Here is a 16433-nt window from a genome sequence, read left to right on the forward strand (position 1 = left end):
AGCGGTACAGGCTGTTGTAGCACTTAGCGCAAGGTGCAGATGTAAGAAAAGTATATTCATGGGGATGGCGAATATGTGATAAGACTTATTCACTGATTTCTTCAATAATAAGCTTGTAGGTATTGGACAGGGTCTCGCCGCTGAACCGGCGTCCGTCAATTTCGAAGGTGTATATAGCCGTCGATGAGCCCTGCAGCGAAGTTCCCAGGAAATCGGGGTTGATCCGCACATGGTATTGAAGATGAACGGACTGCTCCGGGGCCACGGTGCCCAGCGGCACAGTTCCCCTGGAGGCAGCCTCAGGAACAGTCACTGCGCTGACGGTTACCCTATCCGGATCAATCATGCTGCCTACGGGCACGATACGGGCTACGTTGACATGCGCGGGATAATTGCCGCTGTTGTGTACATAGATGTTGAATATGGCAATGCTGCCCGGTTCAATGATCGGCGGTTCTCCGGTCATGCGGATGTCAATAATCGGGGAGAACAGCAGCGTTGTCACCGGATTGGAAAGATCCGCTTCCTGCACGCTCCGGCCGTCAGGCAGCGAGAATGTATACTGGACACTGCCCTGATTCTGCACGGCCGGCAGCTGTCTGACGTCCGCCGATTCGGGAATCACAGCCTCAAGCACGATGGAGGTCGCTACCGCCGGCCGGAGTGTGCCCAGCGGGATGCCTTCAGCGGGCCGGATCCCCTTCAGCTGAGCGCCGTTGACCCGGACACTGTCCCAGACAAACAGTGTTCCGGCGGGTACAGCTCCCAGGAGTACGGCTTCCACCGCCTGATTGCCGCTGTTCCACACGGTGAATTCATACCGCAGCGTCTCGCCTGGAGCAGCTGCCGGATAGTTCACCTTCAAGCTGACCGTAACGCCGGGCACAATGACCCGCACCTGCACACTGTTGCTCTCGGTGAATTGGGTGGCGTTGCAGACTTCGTAAACGATCTGCGCGGCGGTTGTAAGTAGGGAGCCGGGAGGCTCCGCTGCAACCCGAACGCGGAAGGTAATTTCGGCGGATGAGCCTGCGCCCAGCGTTCCCAGCCGGATTCCGCCCTGCGGGCTGGCGCCCGGAGAATAAATCCCGCGTGCGATGACGCTGCCCGGAATGAACTCCGCTCCCTCCGGTACCGGAATGACGGCGGTCACGCCGCCCATCGCCAGACTTCCCTCGTTACGCAGCAGCAGTGTGTAGGTAACGGCATCGCCGATGAAGGTGGTGGATGTGCTGGCATGGAGCCGGGTGTACAATTGGTATGAGAGCAGCGAGACTACGGCTTCATTGGAGGTCAGCTCGCCATGCACAAGCCGCCCTTCGGGAGTCCTGAACGTATACTGGCCCAGCGCCTGGTTGCGGAGCTCAAGGGCTTGGGGCAAGGATACGACTATGGCTTGAAAAGCAACCGTAACCCGGCCTCCCGGAGCGATGCTTCCGAGCGGTATTCCTGATCCCGGCACGATTCCCGGCAGGGGGACACCGTCTCTGATGACGCTGTTGGCAATAAAGGATACGCCCTGCGGCAGAGGATCGACGGCGGTGACGAGTGCCGGGACATTGCCCCCGTTCAGTGCGGTCAAAGTGTAGACCAGCGTCTCCCCAAGGGAGACGCTGGTTTTGTCCGTGCTTTTGGTCAAGGAGAGCATAGGGCTGAGCACAGGGGTCACGACCGTATTCGAGAAGCTGATGCTGTCCTGGCCGGTTGCCGAGCTGAACAGGATTTTGGACTGGTTCGTTACAACAGGCTGCAGACGCTCGGAGAGGCTCATATTTCTACAACCTGCACCTGGAACGTTACCGTTACTGTAGCGCCCGGCGCAATGCTTCCGATCGTAACGCCGGTGGCCGGGTTGGCTCCCGGACGCGGTACGCCGTCAACGGTGACACTGTTCGGAACCAGGACGCTGCCGGCCGGAATCGGGTCAACCAGTACGACATTGTTGACGGTAGCGATGCCGTTGTTGGTAACTGCAATCGTGTAGGTGATAATGTCTCCGACCACGGCGTCGATGGCCGGCGTACTCTTCACGGCGCTGACGTCCGGCGAGGATACCGGGATCACCAGTGTATTCGAGAGCGATGTACCGCTCAGCAGCCGGCCGTCCGGCGGTGTAAAGGTGAAGCTGGCCGAAGCCTGGTTCACGAGCTGCTGCGCAGCAGGCAGCGTGGCTACCGTTACCTGCAGCGATACCGTAATCGTAACCGTAGCTCCCGGTGCGACGGTACCGACATTGATGCCGGCTGTAGGATCGGCGCCCGGCACCGGCACGCCGTTGACGAGCACACTGTTCGGAATGAATACGCCGCCCGGCGGAATGGCGTCCGTGACGGTTACCGCAGCCGGCAGGTTGCCGGTATTGGTCACATTAATGAAGTAAGTGATGGTGTCGCCTACGGTGGCGTTGGCAGTGTCGGCGCTCTTGACGACATTGACGATCGGCTGGAACACCGGCGTGGTAAGGATGTTGGAATAAGCCGCGCCGGAGAAAGCGCCGGAAGAATAGCTCACCGAAGCCTGGTTATTCAGATTGGCCGGATTAGGCAGAGTGTTGACCAGAATGTTAAAGGTAACGGTAACCGATGCACCCGGCGCAATGGAGGCAAGGGAGATCCCGTTGGCTGGGTTAGCCCCGGGTGCAGGAGTGCCGTTAATGACGACGCTGTTTGGAACAAAGCTGCTGCCGGCCGGAATCTGGTCGCTGAGCACTACATTATTAACGGGAGCAATGCCGTTGTTGGTGACGGTAATATTATAAGGAAGGGTATCTCCCGGTACCGCATCAATGACCGAAGTTGTCTTAAGCACAGTAACATCCGGCGAAGAGACGGGGATCAGGTTGAAGTTGGAGGCTACCGATTCGTTGAAGGTACGGCCATCCGGCAAGGTATAGGCAAAGGCAACGGTGGCCTGGTTGCTTAACTGCTGGCTAGCCGGCAAGGTGGTAATGAGCACGGAGAAGGTCAGCGTGTGGGTTGACCCTGCAGCGAGGCTTCCCAGCGGTACGCCGGCGGACGGGTCACTGCCAGGGAGCGGAAAGCCGTCCAGCAGAACGCTGTTCGCCACAAGCGACGTTCCGGCCGGAATAGTATCAGTCAGTGTGGCCGTAGCCGCATAGTTTCCGGTGTTGCTGACCACGACAGTATAGTTAATGGTATCGCCTACCGTTGCAACGCTGGCGCTTCCCGATTTCACCGCCGACAGAATCGGCTCATAGACAGGTGTGGTGACGATGTTGGAGAACGTGGTGCTGGCCAGCGTACCCGAAGTGAAGCTGACCGAAGACTGATTGTTCAGCACGCCGCTTGCCGGAAGCGAAGTGACCGTTACGGCGAAGGTGACCGTAACCGTCGCTCCCGGGGCGATGCTGCCGATGGTTACGCCGGTGGCCGGATTAGTTCCGGTACGCGGCGCACCGTCAACTGTGACGCTGTTCGGCACAAAGGCCGTACCCGCCGGCAGGGCATCCGTAAAGATCACGTTATTGACTGTGGCGATGCCGTTATTGACCAGCAGCACGGTGTACGTAATCGTATCCCCGACGGTGGTTGCCGTTGTTGCAGTGGATTTGGTTACGCCCAGATTCGGATTGGATACCGGAATCGTGAGCGTATTGGACAGGGCGGTGCCGCCAAGCGTACGGCCGTCCGGCAGCGTAAAGCTGAAGGCGGCAGCGCCCTGGTTCACGAGCAGCTGCGGTGACGGCAGGGAGGTAATATCCACAGAGAAGCTGACCTGCACGGCCCCGCCCGCCGGAATGATGCCTGCGGCGATTCCGGTAGCCGGATCGGCCTGCGGCAGCGGCTGTCCGTTGACCAGCACGCTGTTCGGGATGAAGGTGGTGCCGGCCGGAATGTTGTCGGTTACGGTCAGGCCTGCGGGATAATTTCCGGTATTGCTGACATTCAGGGTGTAAGTAACCGTATCCCCTACGGTGGCGTTGGTGGTGCTGGCGCTCTTGGCCACAGCGATGCTTGGCTGGAAGACCGGTACGGCGACCGGGTTGGACCAGGTGGTTCCGGAGAATACCCCGGAGGTATACGTAACGGTAGCCTGGTTATCGATAGACGCGTCTGCAGGCACGGCGGTCACCAGCACACTGTAGGTCACAGTCGCTGTTGCTCCCGAGGCCAGCGTTCCGATGGCAATGCCGGTGGCCGGATTTGCAGCCGGAAACGGTACGCCATTGACAGCTACGCTGTTCGCTACAAAGGTAGAGCCGTCCGGGGTCGGATCATTCAGCTGTACACTGGTGACGGAATCAATTCCGGTATTGGTAATCGTCACCGTATAAGGTACCGTATCGCCCAAGGCGGCGGCCGTAAACGTAGTGCTCTTCACCACATCCAGATTCGGGGCGGAGACGGCAACTGTTACCGTGTTCGACAGCGCTGTTCCGGTCAGCAGCCGGCCGTCGGGCGGCGTAAAGGTAAAGGTCGACGAGGCCTGGTTAACCAGCTGCTGCGGCGAAGGCAGCGACACGATAAATACGGCAAAGCTGACGGTAACACTGGTGCCGGGGGCTACCGTACCGACGGCAATGCCGGTATCCGGCGCAGAGCCCGGCTGCGGGAAGCCGCCGACGATGACGCTGTTCGGCTCGAACACCGTACCTGCCGGGATATTGTCCGTAAAAGTGACATTGGCGGCGAGATTTCCGCTGTTGCTGACGACAATCGTATAGACCAGATTTTGCCCGACGCTTGCATTCTGGTCGCTCGCGCTTTTGACAAGCGAGATTTGCGGCTGAATCACCGGTGTCGTGGTGATGTTGGACGATGAAGAGCCGGAGAAGACACCGGAGGTAAAGCTCACGGTGGACTGGTTGTTAATCTGTGAAGGAATCGGCATGGTTATCCTCACCTCGAATGTTACGGCGACTGAAGCCCCTGGGGCCAGACTGCCGATTGGAATGCCGGCGGACGGAACTGATAGCGGCTGGGGAACGCCGCCCACAATTACGGTTCCGGGTATGAAAGCCGCATTCTCAGGCAGCGGATCGCTGAGAATGATGTTGCTGACAGAAGCGATGCCGGTGTTCGTCAGAACGGAGGTGAACGTCAGGATATCACCGGTGACGGCATCGATGGCGTTCACGCTTTTGACGACACTGACATTGGGCGCGGAGACAGGGACGGTAAGTGTGTTCGAAACGGCGCTTGCTCCAAGCTGGCGTCCGTCCGGCAGCGTGAAGGTGAAGGCGGCGGCGGCCGAGTTGCTGAAGCTTTGCCCCGGCGGCAGGGACGTAACGGTGGCCAGAAAGCTCACGTTGATGCTGTCGCCGGGAGCAAGCGGACCGACAGGGATTCCGGTTGCCGGACTGTATCCGGGCAGCGGAGTGGTACCGATAATGACACTGTTGGTTTCAAAGACGGCCTGCGGCGGCAGGATGTCCGTCAAATTCAGCGAAGCGGCGATATTGCCGCTGTTGCTGACTTGAATGGAGAAGGCAATGGTACCCCCGACCGATGCCTGCTGGACATTGCTGCTCTTGACCAAGCTGATCACCGGGATAAACACGCCGGTCGTAAACGTATTGGAGATAGCCGTTCCGCTGAACGCGCCAGCGGTAAAGGTAACATTGGCCCGGTTGGCAAAGGAGGCGGGATTCGGCAGGAATGCCACATTCACCTGGAATATTACCGTGTGACTGGCTCCGGCCGCCAGCGGGCCGAGGGCAATGCCGTTGTTCGGATTGGCCGCCGGTACGGGTGAACCGTTCACAATAACGCTGCCGGCGACGAAATTACCGCCAGCGGGAACCGGGTCCGACAAGACCACATTATTGACTGTAACTCCGCTGGGATTGCTTACGGTTACGGTGTAAGTGAGATTCTCGCCGACGGCGGCGGACGTGAGATTTCCCGTCTTGGCCACCGTCAGATTGGGTGCGGACACCGGAATACTGACGATATTGGACACGCTGCTGCCGGACAGGGAACGGCCGCTCGGCAGGGTGTACGTGTAGCTGCCGGTGCCCAGGTCGCTGAGGACGGCCGGGGACGGAAGGCTCTGAACCGCTGTCTGAAAGGTCACGGTCACGGTTCCGCCTCCGGGCGGGATTGCGCCCAGCGGAATGCCAGTCAGCGGGGAATCCCCGGGACGGCTGACACCTCCCACAGTGACACTGCCGGGTACAAAGGCGGAACCGGCCGGGATTGTGTCGGTTAACGTGACGGTGGCCGCCAGATTTCCGGAATTGCTGACCTGCAGCGTATACACCACGCTGCCGCCTACTGTGGCACTGGAGGTATTTGCGCTCTTGGCGATATTGATTACCGGCTGGTAGACGGGGGTCAAGGTAGTGTTGGACTGCGTGATGGCAGAGAATGCTCCTGAATTGTACGAAACGGATGACCGGTTGGATAGCTGGCCCGCAGCCGGGACAGTGGTTACATTGACCTGGAAAGTGACGGTTACGCTGTTGCCCGGAGGAATGGCCCCTACGGTAATGCCCGCCGCCGGATCGGCGCTTGGCCGCGACGTTCCGCCTACAGTAACGCTTCCCGGTATAAATGTGCTGCCTGCAGGAATAGGGTCGGACAATACTACACTTGTTACCGCGGAAATGCCGTTGTTCGTGATCACTGAGCTGTAGGTCAGCACATCGCCAGGCGTTACATCCGGCAGGCTGGCGCTCTTGACGACGGCGACACTCGGCAGTCTGACCGGAGTGGTCAGCGTATTTGACGCCGCCGAGCCCGAGACCGTGCGTCCGTCCGGCACCAGGAAGGTGTAAGCGGCGGTTGCCTGGTCGGTAAGCTGCGGCGGCGAAGGGAGGCTGTTCACAAGCACCTGGAAGGTGACGGTGGCGGTGGCGCCCGCTGCGATGGTGCCTATGGCAATGCCCGCTGCAGGGTTGCCGGCAATGGGTGTGCCGTTGACGGCAAAGCTGCCGGGGACATAGGTGCTTCCGGCCGGAATGTTATCGGTGAAGGTGGTGGTTGCCCCGATGTTGCCGGTGTTATTGATCTGAACCGTATAGGTGATCGTGTCGCCGACGGTTCCATTACTTGTGCTCCCGCTCTTGACCATGCCGACAACCGGCGAGTATACCGGAAGCGTAACCGTATTGGAAGGAATGACCCCCGAGACCGTAGGTCCTCCGGCCACGCTCTGAAAGGTAAATGCCGCATTCGCCGAGTTGGCGATGCTCTGCGGGCTGGGCAGCGACGTTACTCTGGCCTGGTATGTAATCGTAACGGAAGTACCGAGAGCCAGGGAGCCCAGCGGGATGCCTGCCGTAATGTCGTAGGTGGGCCTGGACACGCCGGCTGCGACCACACTGCCGGTGACGAAGATCAGGCCCGGCGGAAGCGTATCGGACAGAACCACGCTGGCCGCATTGGCCGTGCCGCTGTTGCTGATGGTGACGGTGTAGGTGATCACATCTCCGACGATGGGGCTGGTGACATTGGCGCCTTTGGTCAGGCTGATGACCGGGGCATTGATGTTGACCTGGATGGCGTTGGCGTTAACCACATAGGCATCGCCGGAGGTCGTCAATGTCAGTACGGCGGAAGACTGGTTGTTTACGAGCCTTGCGGAAACATCGACATTGGTAATATCCCAGCCCTGGCGGCCGCCGATGATATTCGAGCCCGGGCTTCCGTTAGTCTGGTTGCGGTTGCCGAACGTTCCGGTCGTGTTCAGATTACCGGCATCATTGTTGATTTGTGACGCAAAGAAGTTGTTCGCAAAGTTGTTGGGACCGGAGAGAGCGACTTGGGTCGCGGAAGTCGGTCCGAACAGCGCCTGGTCGCCTGAACGGTTGGCGTCGCCTTCCTGTGCGCTGAACAGGGCCCGCCCGCCGAGCGCACCGGTAACCGGTGTGGCGAATCCTGTAATTGTCGTAACCACCGGCGCCGAGGTCGATTGCACGAGCACCGCTCCGGCCCGCAGCGACATGTTGCGGAAGGGCAGGGACGGATTCTGGTAGATCACGCCGAGCGTCCAGCCGGCATGGTTAGCCGTAGGATCTCCTGAGACGACGATGGTCCCGACTACACCGCCGGTAATGTAGGTTCCGGCTCCAGATGCCTGAATAATGCCCGTCACATTGGCTGACCGCACAAAAGCGAACGCGCCGTTGCCGAGATCGACTGTGTTGGCAGTGGCAGAGTCAGGGGTAACGCTGACCGTATTCCCGAGCGGTGTCGTAAAGGACACAGGGTTATTGATGGCCGCGCTGAGATTGACCGAGCCATTGATATAGGAACCGCCCCAGATCAGTTCGGCATATAAAACCGTGCTTCCGGCCGGCAGCGTCAGAATGGCCGCTGAGCTGTTGTTCTGATACAGACTGGTGGTACCGGCAGGATAGGTGCCGAACACGGAGGCAGTATTGACTGTAGTGAACGCGCCGATGCTGTCTTCGGTGCCGGGAACACCGGTTGTGCCCGAACGGCTGAGACCCAGTGTGTTTCCGGTAAACGTAATGGCGCCTGTAGCGTTAACTGTAGCCCGAACGACTAGAGGAATGATTCTCACCTCCTTACTGAGTAGTGCTGTGACTGCGTATGTTGCCGCAAACGAAAAAAAAAGCAGACCTTCTCCTGCCCTTCTTTACGATCTGCGCTCTTTCCTGATCTTACAAGACATCCTGTGCTATATTAGCCTATGAGGGCGGATGTACAGATTTGTATGTCCCAGTGTGATTATTTGAAAAAAAAAGTACATTCTCCCGCGCGTCAGACCCGCCCGCGAATAGCAGGGAACGGCAGACTATCTGCCGTTCCCTCCGGACAAGCGTCTGCGGCGCAGGACCTGCGGCTCTGGATAAACTTTCCGGCTCATGGACTCCAGCTCCTCCAGGGAGATCTCTTGTTTAACTACGGTGAAATGGTACATAATCTCATGGACTACATTGGACTGCAGGGTGCGCAGAACCTCCAGCTCCTCCGCCTCGTACAGTGTATCGTTAAACGGATACTGGTAGAACATTTCCATCCGCAGCAGCCTGTAATCGAAAGGCGGCGCAGGCGGAGGATAATCGGGAACCGGTGGCGACGGCATTCCGAGGGAAGGCTGGAAAAAATGGGCGGTAAGATGCCGCGGCGTGTATTCATCGAATTTTTGCTTGAACAAGGGATTGGAAGCGTGGGAGAAGCTGTGGGCGTAAGGAGCAAGGATGCACACGACGGCCTTATGGGCGCTGATGCGGTAAATTTCCTGCAGGGCGGTGAACAGATTGCGCACGTAAGGCAGCACACGGCTGGCCATAACAAATTCAGCGGTGTTGTCCGGAAGCGGAATTTCTTCATTAATATCGCAGACGATATCCACTCCGGGATAGGCAATGCGGTCGATTCCCAGATAACCGGTTTCTTTGGCGGAACCGCAGCCGATATCGATTCTCACGGAAATCACTCCTTCGCAAAAGCTGTAATCAGGCTCTCCACCATTGTATTAATCCTGCTCCCGCCTGCTTCCGGCTCATGCCTAAGCCTGCCCGGAAACGCCGGTAAAGTATATTGAACGATCAAAAGGAGAGTGAAACGCTTGAAAGCAACCTTGTTTACGAACGGAAACCTGTCCCTCAGTGGTCACCCGGCGGCCGATGCCGTTTATGTGGAGGACGGCAGAATCGTTGCCGTTGGCAGCGGGAAGGCGCTTGCCCTGCAGCTGGGCGGCAAAGACGTTGCCCGCGTGGACTGGGATGGCGCCTATGTGCTGCCCGGTCTAGTCGATGCCCATGTCCATCTGGGGATGCACGGAATGAAGCTGGATATGCTTGATTTTAGCGGCATGACATCCAAAGAAGAGATGCTGCGCGCTGTTGCGCAGCGCGCAGCCGTAACGCCGCCGGGCGAATGGATTCTCGGGCTGAACTGGAACGAGAATGAATTCTCGCCCCCTTTCGCCCCCGGCATAGCTGAATTGGATGCGGTAACGGACCGCCATCCGGTCTTCCTGACGCGGACCTGCTTCCATGCCTACTTAGGCAACAGCGAGGCGTTCAGAAGAGCCGGTGTGAATGAAGCCACGCCGGATTTTGCTTCGGGCGCTTACGGGCGCGGACCGGAGGGCAGGCTCAACGGCTGGATCTATGAAGATGCGGCTGCCCCGTTTCAGGCCGTCCAGCCGGAGCCTGATTATGCCGCCAAGAAAAATGCGGTCCGCCGGGGGATTCTGGACGCCCTATCCCTCGGCTTGACTGCGGTTCATACCGAAGACCTGCGCCTGCTCGGGAGTGTGGAGACGATGCTGCGGATTCACCGGGAGCTTAGGGAAGAGGGACTTAGCTTCCGTACCCATCAGCTGCTGTACTATGAATTCCTGCAGGAGGTGGAAGCGCTGGGGCTACGTGCCGGGCAGGGCGACGAATGGCTGCGTCTTGGAGCGGTCAAGCTGTTCGCCGACGGGGCGATCGGCGGCCGGACCGCGCTGCTGGAAGCGCCGTACAGCGATGCTTCCGGCACGCGGGGCATTGCCATCCATCCGCAGGAGGCGCTGGATGGCATCGTCGCCGCCGCCCGGAAGCTCGGCTTTCCGGTCGCGGTGCACGCCATTGGGGATGCCGCGGCCCGCATGACGCTGGCGGCAATGGCCAGTACCCCGCTGCCGGCGGGAGCGGCGCTGCCGGACCGCTTCATTCACGCACAGGTGCTTAGCCGCGCCCTGGTGGAGCAGATGCGGCGGCTTCCGCTGATCGCCGACATCCAGCCGCGCTTCGTCGCCAGCGACTTCCCGTGGGTGCTGGAGCGGGTAGGGCCGGAGCGTACGGAGTACCTGTACGCCTGGAAGAAGCTGCTGCAGGCGGGCGTTGTCTGTGCCGGCGGCAGCGATGCGCCGATTGAGCCGCTGAGCCCGCTGCTCGGCCTGCATGCCGCTATTACCCGTCGCAAGCCGGGGGAGAGGCATGCGGGGTATTTGCCACAGGAGAAGCTGGATACCGCCGAGGCGCTGGCACTGTTTACCGGGGGCAGCGCAGCTGCCGCCGGTGAAGCGGCGGAGCGGGGCAGGATCCAGCCCGGATACTGGGCGGATTTTACGGTCATCGACCGTAATATTGGCGCCGACCCGGAGGCTTTACTGCAGGCCAAGGTTAAGATGACCGTAGTCAACGGGAGAACCGCGTATACTGCAAATTGATGGGAGAAGAGCTAGAGCGGACTGCAGGAGTCCGGCAAAGTTTATGCAACCTTAAATGCGGGTTAAACGTTATAAGGGTAGAGATAAGCGCATTCTAACCAAAACGCATATACGAGGAGGCAAACAACATGAGATACAGACGTTCCTTGCCGATAATCTCCGCAGCCCTGGTGTTAACGCTGGCTCTTACCGCTTGCGCCGGCAATTCCGGCGCCCAGGCACCTTCCGAAACGGCTGCCCCGGAAATTCCGGCACAGACGGCAAGCCCTACGGCTTCACCCGGTCCTTCGCTTGCGCCGAGCCCATCGCCGGCAGCGGAGACGGAAGTTATCCGCGACACCGGCACTTATGTCGGGCAAATCGACAATCATTCGGTGGAGATCGAAACCGAGGCCGGACCGACAGCCTTTGAGCTTGGCGCGGGAACGGAGAATGCTCCCGAAAGTCTTGAAATGGATGATCCTGTAGAATTTGAATATGTAGAGAAAGCAGTGGAGGGCGATGACAGCGTTGTACAGCGGGTATTATCGAAGCTGGTCAAAGCCGGTGAAGATACCGGCGGGACGGTAGCCCTGCCCGAAACCAAGGCCTTCAAGCTGACGCTTGAAGGCATGGAGGAAGAGAAGACCGCAACGCTGGCACAAGGCACCGGCTATGCGCTGTATGTGTTCGACATCTTTGATTTCGACGCTGCGGCGGGCCGGCTGTCCATGAAGGTGGATCCGGAATATTACGCCGAAATCACGAAGCTGCCAGCCGATTACAGTCTGGATGCCCTGGCTGAAGAAGGCCGCAAGGAGCTGGCGGGCGTCGGGCAAGTCAGCGAATTGAACCAGAATCAGCGCGACGAACGAATGAAGGGGCTGAAGCTGTATCTGACGGCGGTGAAATCCGGTTTGACCCGCCAGTACATCGTCAAGGAGCTAGATGGGCAAGGATACCTGATCAAGCTGAATATTCCGCAGCGCGAAGCCTCTGAAGGCTTCGGACCGCATGTGTATGCTTCAATCAATTCCATAGTCAACCAATAATCCTCCTGCACAACAACAAACCCCGCAAAGAAAGGATGCGGCTCCCGGAGCCGTCGCTATGCTTTGCGGGGTTTCTGTCTGCCTGCGCGTATAGTGAGGGTCAGGAGGCGCCTGCGTTCACCAGCACGGCGCTGACCATCAGCATGAAGAGCAGCACGAATAAAGCGTTGAAGATGGTACCCAGGACGGCAAATACTTTGCGCCGGCCGCGGAGCGTCAGACCGATGATGCCGATAATGCCTCCGATGATGTTGAGGGCCAGCAGTACCAGGACGGATACGCCCAGCAGCATGATGAATCCGGAGGATTCGGCGATGGAGCCGTCACTCACCTCCAGTATGGTTGCAGCCTGCATACCGGCGTAAAGGAAAGCAACAATGTATCCGATGAAGGTTATCATCGAGATCACGAAGGAAGCGATCCCCGGCCCGGAATGCTTCAAATCTTGCTTGCGTTCCAGGTATTCATAAGGGGATTCCTGCAGCTGGCCCGCGCCGTAGCCGGAGACGGTCGGACCGGGCGGGTATTCGGGATTTTGCGGTTTAGGCGGATTCGGCGGATTGTATTCCATGGGCGGCACTCCTTGCAGATCGTAGTATATTCCATTTGCTTCTGATTCCACTTTTTCATAAGATGGCGGCAATTGCAAGCCCCAAGGGGGAAAATCCGCCCGCTGCTTCTCGGCCGCTGGCATTTCCGGTCCGGGATGCGATATTATAGGAGAGTCCCATCATCGATGAAGGAGTGAGTCCGTCCATGCAGCGAAGATTGTTGGCTTGGGGAGCGCTGCTTGCCATGCTGTCGGTGGCGATCGGCGCGTTCGGCGCGCATCTGCTGGAAGACAGAATCAGCGAGCACTATATGGAGGTCTATGAGACCGGAGTGCATTATCATATGGTCCATGCGCTTGGTATCCTATTGATCGCAATTGTGGCGGGCGTATGGGGAGAGAGCAGACGGCTGCTCTGGTCCGGACGGCTGCTGATTGCCGGGATCATCCTCTTCTCGGGCAGCCTGTATTTGCTGAGTATCAGCGGAATCAAAGTACTGGGCGCCATTACGCCCCTGGGCGGCGTATGCTTTATTGCCGGCTGGATCTGCCTGGCCCTAGAGGCGTTGTCACACGGCAAGTCTTAGCAAGAGAACAAGCACCCTTCCGCATGACGGGGGGTGCTTGTTTGGTGTGAAGGCAGTAAACGGCTACATGAACTCATCAATTTCATTGAGATGAAATGTATATACCTGCTTCTCGTCCACATGGTAGACGCTGATCGTATTGGCGGCCTCGTCGAAATTCAGAATACGGCAGGGCATTGAGGACTGCTTGCCCCGTTGGTTCGTTCGGAGACGCACCAGTTGCTTGTTCTGGATGTACTGGCGGATGGTGCGGAATACTTCTGCCGGTCCTTCAGCTGGAGGTTTGGGCGCAACCGGCGGCTGCCGTTTCTCTGCCTGCTTCACCGGCAGCTTGATGGCTTCGGGAGCTGCAGTCTCTTGCTTCAAAGCGATCTTGGCGGAACGGAGCAGATTATCAATCGTCCGTCCAAGCTCAAGCCCCGAGTTAATGTTGAAGTCCGTAATCTTCTCATTGCTGTTCAACATCTCAAGCAGATACTGCAATGCAAGCGGGTTGGTACGGGCATTGACCAGGATGTCGACATTAAATAAATAATTGCCGTCTGTGTGATGTAATTTCTTGTCCATTGATCCCCCAGCTTCATCGTTAACACGATTCGTAAATTACATAAACTATACCATTAATTTAAGCTTTAGCATATACCCGTGAACCAACAACTTAGGACAATATCCCCAGGAAAATCGCTCCAATCGTCCACACGCTGAGTAAGGTGGACGCATACACATACATCGTAATCATGCTAAAAGGAGGGCTGACTTTGGTTACTTTAGAGCCTGTGCAAATAGGCGGTCATACTCTGGTTGGCGTGGAGGTCAAGCTTCCCAAGACGACTTTGCTAAGCATAAGCACCAGCCGGGGGTATATCATGTGCGGAGCGCTGGATGTCGGCCTCTTGAATGCCAAGCTTGCCGACCGCGGTATTATCGCCGGGCGGGCGGTGGGCGTAAGAACACTGCAGCAGCTGCTGGAGGCTCCGCTGGAGTCGGTAACAACCGAAGCCGAGAAGCTGGGTATCTTGCCGGGAATGAGCGGCGAAGAAGCGCTGCTGCTTATGCTTTAGGCTTAAAAATCAGCAGGCTTCCGCAGGGGGGCTTGACGACTTGGAGGCTGTAACCCGCCGGTGCCTGCCGGCGGGTTTGTTGTTATGGCAACCTTGCCTTACCGGTAGGGCAGAGGAGTATAATAGAGGCAGCAATGCCGCAAGCTATATCGCAGGGAGCCGCCGTGCCAGCGAGGGCCGGAAGCTGTTTCGACCCATGTGCCCAAGGGTAAATGGACTGTAGACAACGGCGAGGCCGGTCACCGGATAAGCAGCCGGCAAATTTATGGATAAGGAAGGGATATAACAATGGCTAAAGCATCGAACAAAGTGGATTCTGCAACACTGGAACAAGTACTTAACCGTCAAGTAGCAAACCTGAATGTCTTATACGTCAAAGTTCATAACTACCACTGGTACGTCAAGGGCGAGCAGTTCTTCTCGCTGCATGAGAAATTCGAGGAGATCTACAATGATATTACGCTCAAAATGGACGAGGTGGCTGAACGCCTGCTCAGCATTAAAGGGGCTCCGGCTGCAACTATGAAGGAGTATCTGGAGATCGCTTCGATTCAGGAAGCTTCGGGTAAGGAAGATGCCCGCGGTATGGTGCAGGCACTGATTGAGGATTTTGCCACTGTCGTAGAAGAGCTGACTGAAGGCATTGAGCTGGCAGAAGGCATCAGCGATCAGCCGACGGCGGACCTGTTCATCAAGATCCGCACCGATTTTGAGAAGACACAATGGATGCTGCGTTCGTTCCTTGGTCAATAAGACGTCAGTATCCTCCGGAAAGCCTCTCCTGCGAGAGGCTTTCTTTTGTATTTACGGGCCAGTCGCTTTCTTCCGGCTGACCTGTTTTTTTGCTGTTAATGAAATATCAGGAGACTCTCCAATTAAACTATTAGGATGATAAGGATAAAAGAAGTTAAGTCTAAAGATGATAGCGGAGCAACTGGCGGAGGGGGTAACCAGACTGCGGTATATGACCGGCAGCCAGGATGAACGGGAAGCGGCGCTGTGGTTTGTAGATCTGCCGGCAAGGCGCTATAATCGGCATATGCGAGACAGCCTGCAGCGAATTTAGGGAAATACTAAGACCTTGGGAAAATAATGGGCAGAGCTGGTTGAAAATTGAAAAGAGATGTTTGTAAAAACATATGCTTTGTAATAAAATTAGTGAGAATCATTGATAATCAGTCCGTTCTACTTTATAATAATTACAATGTGATATAAAGTATAACTGTGCTGCAAGCAGGTTTGTCCTGTCACAATACACTTTCTAGATTTCGCAAATTCATCAATGGAGGGAAAATTAACTATGGCAGCAGAATTCGTCATTGAGGGTCTGAAAGCGACGATTGAAGGCAAGGAGATTTTGAAAGGCATCAACCTGCAAATGAAGGGCGGCGAGATCCATGCGATCATGGGTCCGAACGGTACCGGCAAGAGTACGCTGGCTTCCGCTTTGATGGGCCATCCTAAATATGAAGTAACTGAAGGCACGGCGGTGCTCGACGGCGAGGATCTGCTGGAGATGGCCGTCGACGAACGCGCTCGCGCCGGATTGTTCCTGGCGATGCAGTATCCAAGTGAAATCAGCGGTGTGACGAACTCCGACTTCCTGCGCAGTGCGATCAATGCCCGCCGGGAAGAAGGCAAGGAAATCTCCCTGATCAAGTTCATCCGCCAGATGGAAGCGAAGATGAAGGAGCTGGAGATGAATCCGGAATTCCTGCACCGCTACCTGAACGAAGGCTTCTCCGGCGGGGAGAAGAAGCGCAATGAAATTCTGCAAATGATGATGCTGGATCCGAAGATCGTCATCCTGGACGAAATCGACTCCGGCCTTGATATCGACGCCCTGAAGATTGTTGCCGAAGGCGTCAACTCGATGCGCAGCCCGGAACGCGGCTTCCTGGTTATTACCCACTATCAACGTCTGCTGAACTACATCAAGCCGGACTTTGTCCATGTGATGATGCAGGGCCGCATCGTGAAATCCGGCGGACCGGAGCTTGCGGAGCGTCTGGAAGCTGAAGGCTACGAATGGGTCAAGGAAGAGCTTGGTATTGAGGACGAGACTGTAGGACAAGAAGTTTAATCATAGGACGCCAGGAAGGAGGAAACC

Annotated in this window: 12 protein-coding genes; 7 read left to right on the plus strand and 5 right to left on the minus strand. The window is 57.3% G+C overall.

What is annotated here, in order from left to right; all coding sequences use genetic code 11:
* Nucleotides 1-85 precede the first annotated feature (85 nt).
* From F1381_RS13700 to F1381_RS13710, 3 genes are all read right to left on the minus strand, one after another.
* Nucleotides 86-1771, minus strand: a complete 1686-nt coding sequence (locus tag F1381_RS13700; protein ID WP_151735414.1) for a COG1361 family protein — start codon at nucleotides 1769-1771, stop codon at nucleotides 86-88.
* Nucleotides 1768-8481 carry a DUF7507 domain-containing protein gene (locus tag F1381_RS13705; protein ID WP_425495276.1) on the minus strand — a complete coding sequence of 2238 codons (6714 nt, stop codon included), beginning with the start codon at nucleotides 8479-8481 and terminating at the stop codon, nucleotides 1768-1770. The genes F1381_RS13700 and F1381_RS13705 overlap by 4 nt, the downstream gene beginning before the upstream one ends.
* A 243-nt stretch (nucleotides 8482-8724) precedes the next feature.
* Complete coding sequence (locus F1381_RS13710; RefSeq protein WP_151735416.1) at nucleotides 8725-9360, minus strand: methyltransferase domain-containing protein; 636 nt, start codon at nucleotides 9358-9360, stop codon at nucleotides 8725-8727.
* A gap of 141 nt (nucleotides 9361-9501) precedes the next feature.
* On the opposite strand from F1381_RS13710, the gene F1381_RS13715 reads away from it, so the two are divergent.
* Both F1381_RS13715 and F1381_RS13720 read left to right on the plus strand, forming a co-directional pair.
* A complete protein-coding gene (locus F1381_RS13715; protein ID WP_151735417.1) occupies nucleotides 9502-11094 on the plus strand; it encodes an amidohydrolase in 1593 nt (530 codons plus the stop codon).
* Nucleotides 11095-11222: 128 nt separating this feature from the next.
* Entirely contained in the window at nucleotides 11223-12125 is a 903-nt protein-coding gene (locus F1381_RS13720; RefSeq protein WP_151735418.1) for a hypothetical protein, read from the plus strand.
* 100 nt (nucleotides 12126-12225) lie between these two features.
* Here the strand turns inward: F1381_RS13720 and F1381_RS13725 are convergent, their stop codons facing one another.
* Nucleotides 12226-12696 carry a hypothetical protein gene (locus F1381_RS13725; RefSeq protein WP_151735419.1) on the minus strand — a complete coding sequence of 157 codons (471 nt, stop codon included), beginning with the start codon at nucleotides 12694-12696 and terminating at the stop codon, nucleotides 12226-12228.
* 185 nt (nucleotides 12697-12881) lie between these two features.
* Here F1381_RS13725 and F1381_RS13730 point away from each other — a divergent pair, with 185 nt between their 5' ends.
* Nucleotides 12882-13262 carry a DUF423 domain-containing protein gene (locus tag F1381_RS13730; protein WP_151735420.1) on the plus strand — a complete coding sequence of 127 codons (381 nt, stop codon included), beginning with the start codon at nucleotides 12882-12884 and terminating at the stop codon, nucleotides 13260-13262.
* Between the two features lie 63 nt (nucleotides 13263-13325).
* Here the strand turns inward: F1381_RS13730 and F1381_RS13735 are convergent, their stop codons facing one another.
* Complete coding sequence (locus F1381_RS13735) at nucleotides 13326-13829, minus strand: hypothetical protein (protein WP_151735421.1); 504 nt, start codon at nucleotides 13827-13829, stop codon at nucleotides 13326-13328.
* Nucleotides 13830-14020: 191 nt separating this feature from the next.
* Here F1381_RS13735 and F1381_RS13740 point away from each other — a divergent pair, with 191 nt between their 5' ends.
* From F1381_RS13740 to sufC, 4 genes are all read left to right on the plus strand, one after another.
* Complete coding sequence (locus tag F1381_RS13740) at nucleotides 14021-14323, plus strand: YunC family protein (protein ID WP_151735422.1); 303 nt, start codon at nucleotides 14021-14023, stop codon at nucleotides 14321-14323.
* Between the two features lie 288 nt (nucleotides 14324-14611).
* Nucleotides 14612-15076, plus strand: a complete 465-nt coding sequence (locus F1381_RS13745) for a Dps family protein (RefSeq protein WP_151735423.1) — start codon at nucleotides 14612-14614, stop codon at nucleotides 15074-15076.
* 166 nt (nucleotides 15077-15242) lie between these two features.
* Complete coding sequence (locus F1381_RS28300) at nucleotides 15243-15389, plus strand: hypothetical protein (RefSeq protein ID WP_187355346.1); 147 nt, start codon at nucleotides 15243-15245, stop codon at nucleotides 15387-15389.
* Between the two features lie 234 nt (nucleotides 15390-15623).
* Complete coding sequence (gene sufC, locus F1381_RS13750) at nucleotides 15624-16406, plus strand: Fe-S cluster assembly ATPase SufC (protein ID WP_151735424.1); 783 nt, start codon at nucleotides 15624-15626, stop codon at nucleotides 16404-16406.
* Nucleotides 16407-16433 lie beyond the last annotated feature (27 nt).

The sequence above is a fragment of the Paenibacillus tengchongensis genome, from assembly GCF_008973665.1.
Lineage (GTDB): Bacteria > Bacillota > Bacilli > Paenibacillales > Paenibacillaceae > Paenibacillus_AQ > Paenibacillus_AQ tengchongensis.

What these genes read in the sequence shown, in the direction of transcription:
- F1381_RS13700 (WP_151735414.1), bottom strand. Translation starts at nt 1,771, where the DNA reads ATGAGCCTCTCCGAGCGTCTGCAGCCTGTTGTAACGAACCAGTCCAAA.
- F1381_RS13720 (WP_151735418.1), top strand. Translation starts at nt 11,223, where the DNA reads ATGAGATACAGACGTTCCTTGCCGATAATCTCCGCAGCCCTGGTGTTA.
- F1381_RS13725 (WP_151735419.1), bottom strand. Translation starts at nt 12,696, where the DNA reads ATGGAATACAATCCGCCGAATCCGCCTAAACCGCAAAATCCCGAATAC.
- F1381_RS13730 (WP_151735420.1), top strand. Translation starts at nt 12,882, where the DNA reads ATGCAGCGAAGATTGTTGGCTTGGGGAGCGCTGCTTGCCATGCTGTCG.
- F1381_RS13735 (WP_151735421.1), bottom strand. Translation starts at nt 13,829, where the DNA reads ATGGACAAGAAATTACATCACACAGACGGCAATTATTTATTTAATGTC.
- F1381_RS13745 (WP_151735423.1), top strand. Translation starts at nt 14,612, where the DNA reads ATGGCTAAAGCATCGAACAAAGTGGATTCTGCAACACTGGAACAAGTA.
- F1381_RS28300 (WP_187355346.1), top strand. Translation starts at nt 15,243, where the DNA reads ATGATAGCGGAGCAACTGGCGGAGGGGGTAACCAGACTGCGGTATATG.
- sufC (WP_151735424.1), top strand. Translation starts at nt 15,624, where the DNA reads ATGGCAGCAGAATTCGTCATTGAGGGTCTGAAAGCGACGATTGAAGGC.